The 14,750-nt window shown below is 53.3% G+C and carries 13 protein-coding genes; 6 read left to right on the forward strand and 7 right to left on the reverse strand.

Going from position 1 to position 14,750, the window contains the following annotated elements; translation table 11 throughout:
- A complete protein-coding gene (locus A4G99_RS19740) occupies window positions 1-465 on the reverse strand; it encodes a hypothetical protein (protein WP_066147436.1) in 465 nt (154 codons plus the stop codon).
- On the reverse strand, window positions 465-1,325 hold the full coding sequence (locus tag A4G99_RS19745; protein WP_082837945.1) for a DUF3100 domain-containing protein: 861 nt from the start codon (window positions 1,323-1,325) through the stop codon (window positions 465-467). The genes A4G99_RS19740 and A4G99_RS19745 overlap by 1 nt, the downstream gene beginning before the upstream one ends.
- A 725-nt stretch (window positions 1,326-2,050) precedes the next feature.
- On the opposite strand from A4G99_RS19745, the gene A4G99_RS26160 reads away from it, so the two are divergent.
- On the forward strand, window positions 2,051-2,305 hold the full coding sequence (locus A4G99_RS26160; protein ID WP_190303826.1) for a hypothetical protein: 255 nt from the start codon (window positions 2,051-2,053) through the stop codon (window positions 2,303-2,305).
- Here A4G99_RS26160 and A4G99_RS19750 read toward each other — a convergent pair.
- The 5 genes from A4G99_RS19750 to A4G99_RS19770 all read right to left on the reverse strand — a co-directional run bounded on the left by A4G99_RS19750 (window position 2,289) and on the right by A4G99_RS19770 (window position 7,291).
- On the reverse strand, window positions 2,289-2,522 hold the full coding sequence (locus A4G99_RS19750) for a hypothetical protein (protein ID WP_066147734.1): 234 nt from the start codon (window positions 2,520-2,522) through the stop codon (window positions 2,289-2,291). The genes A4G99_RS26160 and A4G99_RS19750 overlap by 17 nt on opposite strands.
- 962 nt (window positions 2,523-3,484) lie before the next feature.
- A complete protein-coding gene (locus A4G99_RS19755; RefSeq protein WP_066147438.1) occupies window positions 3,485-4,360 on the reverse strand; it encodes a universal stress protein in 876 nt (291 codons plus the stop codon).
- 163 nt (window positions 4,361-4,523) lie between these two features.
- A complete protein-coding gene (locus A4G99_RS19760) occupies window positions 4,524-5,015 on the reverse strand; it encodes an Lrp/AsnC family transcriptional regulator (RefSeq protein ID WP_066147739.1) in 492 nt (163 codons plus the stop codon).
- A 276-nt stretch (window positions 5,016-5,291) separates the two neighbouring features.
- On the reverse strand, window positions 5,292-6,548 hold the full coding sequence (locus A4G99_RS19765) for an ArgE/DapE family deacylase (protein ID WP_066147439.1): 1,257 nt from the start codon (window positions 6,546-6,548) through the stop codon (window positions 5,292-5,294).
- The gene (locus tag A4G99_RS19770; protein WP_066147443.1) at window positions 6,548-7,291 is read right to left on the reverse strand and encodes an SDR family oxidoreductase; all 744 of its coding nucleotides are present in this window, start codon (window positions 7,289-7,291) and stop codon (window positions 6,548-6,550) included. Before A4G99_RS19770 ends, A4G99_RS19765 begins: the two co-directional genes overlap by 1 nt.
- Window positions 7,292-7,453: 162 nt before the next feature.
- Between A4G99_RS19770 and A4G99_RS19775 the strand changes: the two genes are divergently transcribed.
- The 5 genes from A4G99_RS19775 to A4G99_RS19800 all read left to right on the forward strand — a co-directional run bounded on the left by A4G99_RS19775 (window position 7,454) and on the right by A4G99_RS19800 (window position 14,668).
- The gene (locus tag A4G99_RS19775) at window positions 7,454-8,932 is read left to right on the forward strand and encodes an aldehyde dehydrogenase (RefSeq protein ID WP_066147445.1); all 1,479 of its coding nucleotides are present in this window, start codon (window positions 7,454-7,456) and stop codon (window positions 8,930-8,932) included.
- 171 nt (window positions 8,933-9,103) lie between these two features.
- A complete protein-coding gene (locus A4G99_RS19780; RefSeq protein WP_150123173.1) occupies window positions 9,104-10,258 on the forward strand; it encodes a M20 family metallopeptidase in 1,155 nt (384 codons plus the stop codon).
- Between the two features lie 334 nt (window positions 10,259-10,592).
- On the forward strand, window positions 10,593-12,065 hold the full coding sequence (locus A4G99_RS19790; protein ID WP_223302049.1) for a sodium:solute symporter: 1,473 nt from the start codon (window positions 10,593-10,595) through the stop codon (window positions 12,063-12,065).
- 18 nt (window positions 12,066-12,083) lie between these two features.
- A complete protein-coding gene (locus A4G99_RS19795) occupies window positions 12,084-13,169 on the forward strand; it encodes a C45 family peptidase (RefSeq protein WP_066147454.1) in 1,086 nt (361 codons plus the stop codon).
- A 185-nt stretch (window positions 13,170-13,354) separates the two neighbouring features.
- A complete protein-coding gene (locus tag A4G99_RS19800; protein ID WP_066147456.1) occupies window positions 13,355-14,668 on the forward strand; it encodes an aspartate aminotransferase family protein in 1,314 nt (437 codons plus the stop codon).
- The last annotated feature ends 82 nt before the right edge of the window (window positions 14,669-14,750 follow it).

Consider the following 14,750-nt stretch of genomic DNA (forward strand, 5'->3'; position numbering starts at 1 on the left):
TCAGATGATTCCTTGATAGCTGAGTATTGCCTGTGCAACGAGTGCAGAGCCGATGAACGTGCCCGTGAATGCACAAATAGCCACAACCACGATCTTCCAGCTCATCTGTTTCATGCTGGTCACCTGGAGTCCGATCGAGAGGCCAGCGTAGGCAAGAATTGGAGTTGTCGTTGCCAAGAACTGCACAGGATCAGTTAGTGAGAGAACGATGTCTTGAACTGGTGAGAATGGAAGCGAGAGGACGAATCCAATAATCGTCGCATATGCAAATGCAGGAAACTGAAGCGAGAGGTGACGACCTAGCAGCAACGAGACGAACCCGATGACTGCAATCAAGAGCATACCGGGTGCAGCTTCGATTGGACTGATTCCATAGCCGACGTAATTCCCGACCACTGTTATCACGCTGATGATGATGAGCATCTTTGCGATGTTTGACTCAAACGTTGGCGAGTCGACCGACATCAGCTCTCACCCCCGATGAGCGGGCGAGCAACACTGTACAACCAGTTGATGAGGGGAAGTGCGACAAATATTAGGACATAAATTCCGGTGAGACCTGTGAGCAGATTGCTTGTTGCGGCAAATGCGAGAATCTGGTCTGCTGGAACCGAACTAGAGGCTCCTGCTAAAGAGCTTGAACATGCAGTCATCATACTTGCACTTCCCATACCACAGGCCATTGCGAGTGCTAGCGGGTCTAATCCCGTGATGGGCGCCAGTCCACCGATGAGGCCGAAAAAGATCGTTCCGAGTACAGTTCCAGTAAGATACACTCCCAGAACACCTCTCCCCTCCGGTGATTCGATCCCATATCGTTCGGTTATCACAGCAAATGTGGCCTCTCGTGCGATGCTGACGCCACCACCGATGGCCTCCCGTTTCAGGCCGAGGATGAGTGCAACTGGTAGCGCAATGAAAATCGTGCCTAGATTCCCAAGCTCTTGAAGTAAGAACGCTGGTCCGGCGCTCACCAAATTGTTGAACTCGGGCCCGACAGTCGTCCCATATTTGACGGCCAAGGGCATGAGGGAGATCGTCAAGAGAGTGGCACTGATTTCGCTGACATCCTTCGAGACTATTTCTTGTAGCGACGGGATATACTGGCCAAGGACACTGTAACTGAGGAGGATTCCAATGACCACCGCGTATAATAGCGGAAGGAGTACGATTTGTCCTGGTCCGAGATCAAATGCATGACTACCAATCGCCTCTGCTACGATAGTGATCAGCAGTACTGTTGCATGCGTCTTGAAGTGTAACAGGTATCGACCGTGCGTTCGAATCGGGTCCCACGTTCCAGTCTCTGTCTCCGCGTTAGCCACGTTGCATCACCGTGGTAGTGAGTTTCATGCACATTCGAATGAGTCTGTGAGTGTACGGAGTATCATTCTTCGCATGGCGGTAATAGGTGTAAAATCGAGTAGAGACAACAGGGTAACTGCTGACCCACGTATTTGGTTGAGGGGCACTCGGCACCAACGGACAGCATTGTTTGGTGTAAAAGAATTAATATGATAATGAATCGAATAACTACGAGAAGCAACGGCGTCGCGTTGCGGAATATCACCCACAGCGCAACGATTGCAATTGCTATGCTCAGGATGTGGATACTGAAGACTCAATGCATAGAACAGCAAAACCCGGCTGAAGGCCCGGATTAGAGGGTTCTGCGGGCTGGTGGGGGAGCGGTGGGTTTCTCGCTTCACCCGTGCCCGTCAGCCGGGACGTACCCACGTGCCGGTCCGAATCGGCAGACCGGCGCATCAAATCCGGAGAACCATCGTCAGATGTTGCGATGACACGATTTCTGGTTTTACTGAGGTCTGTATTTGACGGTGATTCTCCTCACCTAAACCTTGGACTGGATCGTTTATCTCCGTGTCGCTACCACGCCCTCCGTTGGTTCCAAAATTCGACCCAATGGCAAGATATGGGACAGCTGTGATTTCGGTGAGCGTTCGCTGGTCGGTGATATCTGAGGCCGTCACTTGACGTACCATGGATAAAAAGCGCTGAAACAGTGGTTAGTTCGGCAGTTCTTTCCGTCTTGTTCGCACGCACGGCCAGCACGGGAAGCCACCGAGGGGCCATCGCAGTCTCAGTTGTCTGGTCCGGCATCGTCGTCGCTCTCCACGGGAAGGTGTCGAGCGTCCCGTCGTGGGTTGCGTTCACGACGGCGGCCATGTGTTTGCAGACAGCGTTCCGGTGGACGTGGTGTCAGGTGCAGGCCATCACGTCATGCACTGGACGACGTATTCGGAGTGATGTGGTAGTCGCCCTTTCGACTACTGTCTGTGCGTGAAGATCAATACGCGATCGTCTTCGACGCCGACGCAGAGGTCGAGTTGCATTGAGAGGTTGAGGCTCGTCGGGTTCTGCTTGCAGACGACGAGGTCTTCGAATGGTTCGTCGCATGCCGGACACGCCACTGAAACCGTGTTCTGGTACGACTTGATCGACTGGTTCTCCTCCTGGGGCGTTAGTGACGACACCAGGGACTTGAGGTCTACCTCGTCCATACCCGCCGAAACGAAGTTCTCCCCCATAAACGCTCTGCAGGAGCAGAGCGATCAGTCTGGGATCGAACATCCACTCGGTCGGTTCGCCGTGTATCACTCCACTACAAGGGAGTGAGATCCTCACCCGCCCTCAAGGGCGCGCGGGGCTTCCTGCAAGGGAGTTCTCGCGTCAGAGTAATAACGTGAGCGCCGACTCGTACTTTGACACCTCGGCTTGCCGTCACGGTGCGACACGTCCCAGGCGGTCGCGTTGACCGATAGGGCTGAGAAACGCTCGGCCGACGCGTGTGCTGTTGTGCACGGTCGAGCATGACGCGCTCAGTCGTCGTCGGTTTTGTTTACCATCTCGAAGCGCTCGGCGAAACCGAGTTAGTACGAGCCGCGGATACATGAGATCACTGACAATTATATCAGTGCTTGATGGACTACGAATGATAGGATGACAACAAGCCAAAGGAGAGATGCAAATGAACCTGCGACAACTAAGCCCTTCCAGACTTCCTTCGCTTGTTCATCTGGTGGCGATGCTGTGCGTTTATGATTTGCTGACCAGCAACAATCAAGAATCATCTCCCGCTCGGATTCAGTTTCCCAGTAATCCATAAATTCTATACAGAAGCCATTTGTATTGTTATACGCGCCATACCAAACAATAATCAACAATTACTACGGTTCTAAGATCTGAATGAGGGTTCGCCAGGAGTATAGTGTTCCAGTGGAGTGTAAGGATGGGCAGTATCCGTACGGGAGTGGTGATTTGGAGGTGAGAGACGCCTCGCAGTTGATCATCCTTGTCAGTGCTCTATTCCGTATTATTGGTTCTTTTCCTGATATTCAGCCACCTCGTCCGGTTTGTAGTGCCCTGAGAGTTCAGCTGAGAGGATCAGATCCACGGGATGCCGGTCCACTTAGCCATGTTCGTGAGGAGTCGGACGTGACTATTCGAGGTTTCTCTTCCTCAATTATTCCGACTTCGTCAATCGTACTGCAAGAACTGGTGCATCGCTCGTTCGTAATGTCTTTTCTGTCACACTTCCAAGGAGATAGCGCTTGACTCCGGATCGACCGTGTGTACCCATAGTAACCAGATCGATTCCACGATTGCTTATGAAATTCCGGATATTGCCATACGGGGAACCTGCTTGGACGTGTGTTTGTACCTCGATTTCACGCTGCTCCGCTTTGTCCGCGACTGACCGAACGACTCTCTCGGCTTCAGTGCGTGCTGGGTCTGACACACTTGGCAACCCTCGCCCACTCACAATTACATAAAGAACGTGAACAGATGCCTCTAACTGGTCAGCGATGGCGATTCCGCGCGTGACGGCAGCTTCAGCAGCAGCACTCCCATCGGTTGGGATGAGTATCGAATCACATTCGACTGCCTCTTGATCTATCCGAGTAGGCGGCACTGCCATCACTGGAGCGTCGCTCATTCGTACGACACGTTCAGTAACACTTCCCAACAGTAGCCTGTCGAGTCCGCCTCGTCCGTGGGACCCCATCACGGTAAGTTCGATATCGTTCTCTGAAACGTAGTTGAGGATCACTTCGTATGGAGTGCCGTGCTCGATGACCGACTCATATGGTATTTCTGATGTCCGGTCGAGGATTTCTTCAACCCCGGTCACTGCCTCTTTGGCTCGTTCTTCTAATGCCGTTCGACGCTCCCGATTGACCTCATCAATATCGGCGAGCTGATCGGTGTACGTACTGATATTAACGACACTTAATATGTGGACAGTCGCATCGAATGCGTCCGCAAGCCAGCGTCCGTACCGTGCGGCTGCTTCCGCGTTTTCACTCCCGTCGGTTGGAACGAGAATTCGGTCGTACATGAATGATAATTGGCGGGCCGAATACTAGGTTCTTGGGTAGCATACTCTGGACTTCCTCGATTCGGATGGAAGAGATATAATGGGTAATCTGGGACTCTATATCGCTACTCCACTTATTGCCGTTTGTCCTTCAGATGCAATCTCTCTCTCTCTCCAATTTTATTCACTCTTGAGAGAAATTGTCCATGAATTTCGGGTTGTTCTTGACCTCATCCATGACGAATCGAGAGGATGTCTCGTTAACACCATCGATAGCGACCATCTCGTCGATGACCTCGTTCATCCGATTTCGATCCTGCACACGGACGAGAACCATGAAGTCGACATCGCCCATCGTATAGTATACTTGTTCGACGCCATCGATATCTGCGAGCTTGTTCCCGATATCGGTCGAGTAACCCTTCTCGTGGGTGACGGATACCTCAGTGATCGCCACCATATCGAGTTCGAACGGTTCCGGGTTCAAGTCGGCAGTAATACCTTTAATCACGCCGCTCTCTTTCATCTTGTTGAGCCGATAGTGGACCGCTGATTTCGAGAGATCCAACTCATCTGATAGTTTATCTAGACTCACATCAAAATCATTTTCGATGAACGTAAGCAGTTTCACGTCGACTCCATCGAAATCATCACTCGTCGAATATCCCTTCGTCATTATACTACTTTCACCCTCCAACGTATATGAATAGCACGCTATTTGGTAAATACTTCTAATTTGTCTATCATCCATAGAATGTTGTTCAATCTTGTCGAACGACCATTATCTGCTTGAAAACGTCTTTCGATTCCGCGAGTTAGTTTCCGTTTGTCGCTCTACGGTCGTCGTTTGAGGACTGAACTAATCCTTGGTCATACTCCATCTATTCGAGACGCCACAGTCATCTTCGAACGACTCTTTGGACCGATTTCGAGTAGGTCGCAATTGGGAGAGCTATTCATCCATATCGCCGATGAGCTGTGCAGTCGAAACTGCCATCACTTTTATTGCGGTAAGGATGTCCTCGATCGATGCGTACTCATCCTCGACGTGGGCCTGCTCCAAACGTCCAGGGCCATACACGATGCACTGATCGATGCCTGCATCGTTGACGACAAAGCGTTGGTCGTCGGAACCGGGGGAAATGACGAATTCGGTATTTCCGTGGAACGAATCGACGTTCCGTGCGAACGTTTGGCTCACTTTGCAATCCTGGGAGACGTTCGTCGGTTCCGCGAACATGATTTCATCATAATCGAGGGAGGCGTCCATACTGTCCTCCGTTTCACCGATCAGTTCCCGAATCTCGTTTCGCACGTCTGCGACCGATTCGGTCGGAACGAGTACCCGATAGAATGTCGCCGTACAGCGGTCCGGAACGACGTTCTCGGAGTACCCCGCGTCCATCATCGTCACCGAAATATCCGCTCGTTGAGATTCGCTTGGGGTGACCGGAAGGTCGGTCGTCCGCTGGTGAAGCTTGGTCCGATACTCCTCGATGCGTGTTAAGAAATCGTTCATCGTCGAAACGGCGTTGATTCCGTCGTGGGCCATACACCCGTGAGCTTTTCGTCCATGCGTCACGACTTTGAACTTCAGAACACCACGGTGACCGAGACAGACCCGAGACGAGTCGAAACATTCGGTGTATACACAATAATCGGTACCATCGAGGAATCCTTCGTGTGCGAGATATCCGAGGCCAGTAAACCCACCCGTTTCTTCGTCGACCGTCATACTCTGTGTAACCGACCCTTCCAATTCAGCATCGACGGCTTCCAATACGTCAATCGCAAACAGACTGGCGACGATACCGGATTTCATATCGCTGGCGCCGCGTCCATAGATTCGATCCCCTTCTATCGTTGGGTCGAACGGGTTTCTGGTCCAATCTTCTCCCGCGGGAACGACGTCGTAATGACCGGTGTAGTGGATGTTCGGCCCATCCCCGAACGCTTTCTGCCCTAGCACGTTGACCCGCTCCAAGTGGGATCGTTCCGGATAGTGCCGTTCTACGACGTTTTCGGGAACGTCGATCAATTCGACATCGTATCCCCGTTTCGATAGCACCGTATCGAGAAAGGAAGCACCTTCTCGATAATTATTGCCCGGTGGGTTTTCCGTTTGAATTTCGAGAAATGAAGAGAGGAGGGAGACGATTTCACCGCGTCGGTCGTCGACTTCGTCGTATATGGCCTGCTTCGTCACCATTAGATATCCCTCCCGCCATCGACCTCGAGGGCTGTTCCCGTTATCATCTTGGCGTCATCGCTCGCGAGGAAGGTAGCCGCGGCGGCGATGTCGATCGGTTCGGCGAGACGGCCGAGTGGAATCGTCTCTTGCATACTGGTGACGCTGAGGTCGTCCCCAGCGAACTTCGGCAGCATCGGCGTATCAGTCGCCACTGGGCAAATGGCATTTGCCCGGATGGATGGGGCGAGTTCATACGCGAGTTGTTTTGTCATCGCGACCATTCCCCCTTTCGATGCAACGTATGCCGAAAGTCCAGTTCGTGGTCGGATCGCTGCCGTAGATGCTGTGTTGAGGACGACGCCCCCACCGTCGCGGAGATACGGGACGGCGTGTTTCACTCCGAGAAAGGCGCTTTTTAGATTGACAGAGATGATCTGGTCCCATTGGGTCTCGGAAACGTCCTCGACCGGGGTCGCCTGTTGCGGAATGCCTGCATTGTTGTGCAACACATCGAGCGAACCGAACTCCGCCACCGTTCGCTCGATCATCGTTTTCACGTCCTCTTCGGACGAAACGTCAACCTCCAGTGCAACTGCGATGCCGTCATCGAGTTCGATTTTCTCGACAGTTTGACTAGCAGCATCGTCATCGATATCCGCACAGACGACTGCTGCCCCTTTGGACGCGAATCGCTCTGCGATGGCTTGACCCATCCCAGAACCTGAACCCGTTACAATAACGGTCTTTTCTGAAAAGCTCATGTGAAGTTATCTCGTGGCATTTGCTATCAAACTTCGGTTTGGGTAACCCAATAATCCGTCAATAATCCGAATAGGGCGGTAATATATGAATATTATTCTCCTATTTGTATGATTCTCGTATTATTGCCAAAGTACTATCGTTATGGCGAATCTAGATCGCGTATGGTTCAATCGGATATTTCGTTCAAAGAACGATATTCCCTCTTCATCGATGGAGAACAAATGCCACCATCCACGGACGAGTTTATCTCAACCTATGACCCTGCGACGGGTGATTCGTTCGCGGAAATCGCGGTAGCTGACTCACGCGATGTCGACCGTGCCGTCACAGCAGCTCGGACCGCCTTCGAGTCGTGGCGAGATGTCGCTCCGGAGAAACGTGGTCGCATTGTCCATCGAATCGGGAGACAGATACAGGATTCAATCGACGAATTAGCGGCCATCGAATGCAGAGATCAAGGGAAACCGATCTCCCAGGCTCGAAGCGATATGCGCGGTGCGCGGCGATATTTCGAATACTATTCCGGGGTTGCTGATAAGCTCCAGGGACAAAGCGTACCGGTTGGACCGGATCAAGTCGATTTCACTCTGCGTGAACCGTACGGAGTAAGTGCACAGATTACGCCATGGAACTTCCCCGGAAATTTGTTTGCTCGGGGTGTCGCCCCGGCGTTGGTTGCCGGAAACACAGTCGTCATCAAACCGGCTCCACAGACCGCCTTATCCACCCTCCGGCTCGCCAAACTCTGTTCTGAAGCAGGTCTTCCAGATGGCGTCGTCAACGTCGTAACTGGAACCGGTGAATCGACTGGGCAACCCCTCGTGTCCCACTCCGATGTCGATACGATAACTTTCACGGGAAGCGTCACGACAGGTCAATCGATTATGAAGCATGCAGCAGATACTGTTACACCGGTGACCCTCGAACTCGGTGGAAAAAATCCAGCGATAGTATTCCCCGATGCGCCGCTCGACCGGACCGCTGAAAGCATCGCTACTGCCATTTTCACGAATGCCGGACAGGTGTGTTCGGCCGCCGATCGTCTCCTCGTTCACGACGATATCCACGATCGATTGGTCGAGCGAATCGCTTCGATCGTCGACGAGTACGAAATCGGCCCCGGAAAATCTGACCCTGACATCGGTCCGCTTACTTCCGCCGAACACAAAGACCGGGTTCTGCAGTATATCGATGTTGGAAAAGAAGAGGGTGCGACACCATTGATTGGAGGAGAGGTCCCCGATCAGCCGGGATACTTCGTCGAACCGACGATCTTCACGGATGTCGAAAACGAGATGCGAATCGCCCAAGAGGAAATATTTGGTCCGGTACTCTCGGTGATCCCTTTTCACGACGAACAAGAGGCACTATCGATCGCCAACGATACGAAGTACGGGTTGACGGCAGGAATATTCACGAACGATATCACTCGGGCACACCGTCTTTCACGATACCTGGAGGCGGGCAATGTCTATGTGAATAAGTGGTTCGGAGATACGACACAAACCCCGTTCGGTGGCTACAAATACAGCGGTATTGGTCGCGAAAAGGGCTTGGAAGCACTGGATTCGTATCTACAAACCAAGAACGTCGCGATCGACATCAGTGAGGATGGCAGCGGGACGCTTCCCGGAGCATAATCCATATCGGTATCCTGGAAAGATCGCTTGCAAGCCCCAGTATATTGTATTGTTTTTATCGGTATTTTAGGACATAATACTGAATAGATGTTAATATACGAATGAGATACATCTGATCGCAAATCTTTTGAACAATGCAGAGAGAATTTGTGCATGGGCAACACGGAACAAATGGAGGAGTTGACGACTCTGATCGGAGAGTTAGTCCGTATCGAAACGGAGAATCCACCTGGTAACGAGAAAGCGTGTGCGGAGTTTATCGCCACTTGGTTCGAAGAACGAGATATCGAAGCGGAGATCATCGACGAACCATATCCCGACCGACCCCAAGTTGGCGTCAAAGTTGGGAGTGGCGAACCAACGCTCGTGTTGAACGGGCACATCGACGTCGTCCCGGCAGGGGACCGGGACCAATGGACGCACGATCCGTATGCCGGCGAAGAAGTCGACGGGCGTCTCTACGGTCGTGGGAGCGTCGATATGAAGACCGGTGTTGCGATAGGGATGTTGACGATAGCTCACTTTGCGGATGATATCGAATCCGGTAGGCTTCCAGGATCGCTCGTTTTTCATGCAGCAATCGGTGAGGAGACGGCCGAACCGGGGACGAAAACCCTCCTCGAAAACGGCTATGACGGGGATTATGGTGTCGTACTTGAGCCGACTCGGTTGCACACTGCGACGAGTGAGAAGGGTCTGGCGTGGTACGAGATCTCCGTTACGGGCGACCCATCACATGCGAGCCGACCCGATCAGGGCACGAACGCGATTCAGTATGCAAAACCAATGCTGGACGCACTCGATGAGTATGACTCCACAGTCAGGGAACGTACCGATCCCTTGGTCGGGCAAGCCTATTCGACGGTGACGATGTTCGAAGCAGGTACGAAAGAGAACGTCGTCCCTGAAGAGGCAAAGATCACCATCGATCGGCGTTTCCTCCCGGATGAATCCATCGAACAAATCGACTCGGAGATCGATGAGCTAGTGGAAAGCGTCCAAGAGGAACACGGTGTTACCATCTCGTGGAACCGGACGCGAACGTACGAATCAGCTGCCATAGACGAAGACAGCGTACTTGCGGATATTTTCCGAAAGCACTCCGCACGGGTCGCGGACGTATCTCCGGAACCGTGGGGGGTGAGCGCATCGACCGACGTTCGTAACTTTATCAATGATGCCGATACTGAAGCGATCACTTGGGGTCCCGGTGATTTGGCACAGGCTCACACGTACGACGAGCACGTCGACCTTTCCGCTGCTATGGATGGGTTGGATGCTCTTCTCGGCGCAACCGAAGAGATGCTTACAGCGGTATCGGAATAACGGTCCAGCGTAGCGTGTAGCGATTATCACGAGTGGTCGGCGTCGGGGAGGAAGGGATATTATACTTCAATTGGCCCCGATTGGAGGATAAAATACGATGATCAAATAATTTCCTACAATATTGTACAATGACAACCGATAGATTTACATTCGAAAATTGTATTCTATGTGGTAGGGTCAAACATGACACTATATGGCATGCCAACAGCGATGTTCCTGGTGTTCGTTGCGACGATTTTAGCCGGGAGCCTTGGTGCAATCCACTACACGATAGTTCACATTCTGTTAGGAAGACCGATTGACGAGAACATTCGAAAAACGACGACGGAACCACGTGCGACAGACGGGGGCCGCAACGATGGCTGACGTCAATCCGTACTATCTCGGCGCGTTCGTGGTGTATCTGCTTATCGTTCTTGCCATCGGTATCTGGGGATATCGGAAAACGACAGATGTCATGGATTTCTGGGTGATGGGGCAGAGCATGGGACCGACCCTGGCAACCTGGTCGCTCGTTGCCAACTTCGTGAGCGCAGTCAGCGTGATCGGATTTATCGGAGCCGTCTACGGCGGCGGCTATTCCCTCATGACCGGTACCATTTTGGGATTGATGCTCGGTGTCAGCGGTCTCTACTTCGTCGTCGGTCGCGTTCGACAGTTGAATCACCTGACGTTGCCCGACATCATCGCGGATCTGACCGGGCGACAAGCGGCCCGACCGATTGCAGGAGCGGTGTTGCTCGCGAACGGTTGGCTGTACCTTATCATGCAACTCGTCGGTGCCAGCCTCCTCGTTACGACGATTACCGGTGTTCCGTACGAGTACATGGTGTGGGTCATCGGCGTCGTGTTCATCACGTACACCGTCCTCGGCGGGTTGGTGAGCGTGGCGTGGACGGACCTCCTTCAAGGTACGATCATGGTCGCAGCCGTTCTGTTCGCACTCGGGTACATGGTGCTCGACTTGGGTGGATTCACTGCCATCAATACCGAGTTTGCCGCGATGAGTTCAGCAAACGTTGCGCCTCTCGGAAACGGTGCCTACACGGTAATCGGAGTCATCGCATCCGTCGTCGCGTTTTTCGGCACGATATTCACGGAACAGAACATGATCGTGCGTATCGCCGCGACGAAGGACGTCCGAACAGCGAAAATCCATCTCGCAGCTTCCGGTGTCATTCTTTCGGTGTTCTACACTGCGCTCGTGGTCCTCGGCGGTGCGACGACCGTCGCACTGGGGAACGCCGGATTGTCGATCAACACTGTGGATAACGCGTTCCCGACGTTGATAACCGATTACGTGCCGACCTCGGTCGGTGTCGTCATCATTCTCGCCGTTATGAGTGCGATCCTTTCGACGACGGATACACGACTTCATTCGACGGGCATCACTACGGCGCGTGACATCTACAGCTACTTCCGACCGAACGCATCGGACGAATCACAGCTTCGGGTTTCACGAATTGCAACCGTCGTCTTCGGAATAACTGCGACGGCGGCGGCCGTCAATCCACCGGACACGATTATCGGTCTTTACAACCTTCGTGCGATCCTGCTGACGAGTGCTTTCCTCATCCCGGTTTATACAGCACTCTACCTCTCGGATGTCAACGGATGGGCTGTACTCGCCTCCATCGTCGTTGGGACGGTCTTGGGCCTTGCCGCAAACTTCTACGGTGGAGGTATCGGCATCCCCGCGACGTTCATCGGTGTCGGGTCGGCCGCGTTGGTGTTGTTGGTCGGGTATTATGCCCTTCCGGATCAGGGAAATGGCCCACGACAGGAGTACGCCGCTTCGGATGATTAATGCCATACGAAAATATCGATGACATCACTACCACATCTCGTTCTAACCGGATCACCGTACGAACGCGGCCTCACACACGGGGAACGCTTCGCGGAAGAGATCCGTATGAACGTCGAAACGTACCTGACACGGTTTGCACAACACGGTGCCAAGGAAGAAGTCGTTCGACGCCAAGCGACCGAGTACGTCCCCCTCGTGGAGGAGTGGAACCCCGACTATGCCTCGGAATTGCGTGGTATCGCCGACGGAAGTGGCGTCCCAATCGAGGAGGTAATGCTTCTCAACGTCCGATACGAGATACTCTATGCGTCTTATTCCGATCAAACGGCCGGAACGGACGGATGCACCAGTTTCGGTCTCCTTCCGACGGCGACAGCCGACGGGAAAACGTATGTTGGACAGAATTGGGACTGGGCAGTACCCATCGCAGATACGCTCTTGGTAACCGAGACTCATCAGCGCGATGGAAGCGACCACATCGCGATCACGGAGGCAGGTATCGTCGGCGGAAAGATGGGCGTCAACGAACACGGTATCGGCCTCGTGATTAATGGCCTCGTTTCCCCGGACGATGGTGAACACCCGTTTCGGAAACCCTTCCACCTTCGCTGTCGCGAAATACTCGATGCGACACGCTTCGATAGCACACTCGAATCGATTATCGCCACACCGCATGCTTGTTCAGCCAATTACGTCGTCGGTCATGGTGATGGAGAGGTGATAGACATCGAAACGTCGCCCAACCGGACCGACCATGTCTATCCACGGGATGGAATCGTCACACACGCCAATCACTTCATGACGTCCGGTTTCGAGAGCCGAATGGAACGACAGCTCCCTGACTCGCTCTATCGAGCAAATCGACTTCGTCGACTGTTCGAACACCAACGTGGAGCGATAGACACTGAAATAATGAAATCCGCTCTTTGTGACCACTTCGGTCGTCCCGCGAGTATCTGTCGACACGAAGATCCGGATGCTCCCGTGGAAGAGCGCAGTCGGACAGACACGAGCGTAATTCTCGATCTCGACGACCGCACTCTGCATGCCACCTATGGACCTCCGTGTGACGAAGACTATCGGACCTACCGACTTGGAGAATAGTGGAACGCAGTAGAAAGTGATTTTCTAGACCGCTGGAGGGATGAAACCCGTCGGAACGATACCGAGTCACTTCCTGACTGACCGCACTCGGCTACGGGGCCACTTGCTCTTGCCTTCCCCCTCTCCCCGATTTTTCGAACATTGTTCAAACGAGCGTTTATTATTTTGGAGAAAAATCGTTCACTATGTCACAGCAGGATTCAGGAACGGAGCCGGTCTCGATTCACCATTGGTACGATCCGGAGTCTAGGCCCCTCAGTATCACTGACGGTGAAGATGCGACAGTATGGGACGAGGATGGAAACGAATACCTCGACTTCTGCTCGCAGTTGTACTGCACCAACCTCGGCCACAGTAACGCGGCAGTGATCGAAGCAATGGAAGAACAGGCAGGAAAGATACCGTACGTTTCCTCGGCAAAACGGTCACCGACCCGCGACCGACTCGCAGAAAAGCTCGCACGCGTCACACCCGAATCACTGTCCCACACGTTTTTCTCGGTTTCCGGAAGCGAAGCCAACGAAATCGCGGTACAGTTCGCGCGTGAGTATCAGGACGCACCAACGGTACTCACCCGTTGGCGGTCCTATCACGGTGGAACGTACGGTGCAGGAGCGCTAACAGGCGATCCCGAAACACGGGCAACGATAGAACGGCACGCTGCTACTTCAGGCACAGCAAAGTTTCTCCCACCCATTCCAAAGGCCTTCGACACCAGTGATCCTCAAGAACTGGCACAGCGTGCCGGAGAGCACCTCGAATTCGTGATTCGAAATGAAGGGCCTGACTCGGTTGCCGCCATCCTCACCGAACCGATCGCCGGAACGAGCGGTGCTTTCACCGCGCCCCCGGGTTATTTTGACCACGTTCGTGACCTCTGTGATGAGTACGACATCCTCCTCATCGCCGACGAAGTCATCACAGGATTCGGTCGCTGTGGTGACTGGTTTGGCGTTCAGACCGAAGACATCGAACCGGATATGCTGACGTTTGCAAAAGGCGTTACGAGCGCATATGCACCTCTCGCGGGCGTCTCGGTAACGCCGGAGATTGCGTCGTTCGTTCGGACGAACGGTTTCGATATTGGACAGACGTTTGGGGGACATCCGATGGCGTGTGCCGCTGGCTGTGCCGCAATCGATGAGTATGCAGACGGCATAATCGATGGTGTTACTGATCTGGAAGAGGGGCTCGCGTCTCGAATTCGACAGTTGGAATCGAAACACGATGTCGTCCGTGATGTTCGTGGACGAGGAGGGCTGTGGGCTGTCGAGTTCGCCGACCCGGAGACCGAGACTTCCTTCCACGATCCACGTGTCGACGACGGGCAAAACCCCGTCTCGGCGGTCCTCCACGAATGTCGCGACCGAGGTATCCTGCTGGGAGGTGGTCGCCCTGGGTTCCAGATCATCATCTCTCCACCGCTGATCGCAACGAAGTCCGAGATCGACCGGGCGATGGATGCACTCGATGACTCTATCACGGCAGTCTTCGATTGAGAGTCCATCACCCACGTTGGAGTTGATGGAGAACAGAGTTGGTGGAAAACGGAGTTGATAGAAAACGGCAGAAAAGGCGTTG

It is taken from the genome of Haladaptatus sp. R4 (genome assembly GCF_001625445.1).
In the GTDB taxonomy this organism is placed as follows: domain Archaea; phylum Halobacteriota; class Halobacteria; order Halobacteriales; family Haladaptataceae; genus Haladaptatus.

Coding starts and splice junctions, on each gene's coding strand:
- A4G99_RS19740 (WP_066147436.1), bottom strand. CDS start 465: ATGTCGGTCGACTCGCCAACGTTTGAGTCAAACATCGCAAAGATGCTC.
- A4G99_RS19765 (WP_066147439.1), bottom strand. CDS start 6,548: ATGGTGACGAAGCAGGCCATATACGACGAAGTCGACGACCGACGCGGT.
- A4G99_RS19800 (WP_066147456.1), top strand. CDS start 13,355: ATGTCACAGCAGGATTCAGGAACGGAGCCGGTCTCGATTCACCATTGG.
- A4G99_RS19750 (WP_066147734.1), bottom strand. CDS start 2,522: ATGGACGAGGTAGACCTCAAGTCCCTGGTGTCGTCACTAACGCCCCAG.
- A4G99_RS19770 (WP_066147443.1), bottom strand. CDS start 7,291: ATGAGCTTTTCAGAAAAGACCGTTATTGTAACGGGTTCAGGTTCTGGG.
- A4G99_RS19775 (WP_066147445.1), top strand. CDS start 7,454: ATGGTTCAATCGGATATTTCGTTCAAAGAACGATATTCCCTCTTCATC.
- A4G99_RS19760 (WP_066147739.1), bottom strand. CDS start 5,015: ATGACGAAGGGATATTCGACGAGTGATGATTTCGATGGAGTCGACGTG.
- A4G99_RS19780 (WP_150123173.1), top strand. CDS start 9,104: ATGGAGGAGTTGACGACTCTGATCGGAGAGTTAGTCCGTATCGAAACG.
- A4G99_RS19755 (WP_066147438.1), bottom strand. CDS start 4,360: ATGTACGACCGAATTCTCGTTCCAACCGACGGGAGTGAAAACGCGGAA.
- A4G99_RS19795 (WP_066147454.1), top strand. CDS start 12,084: ATGACATCACTACCACATCTCGTTCTAACCGGATCACCGTACGAACGC.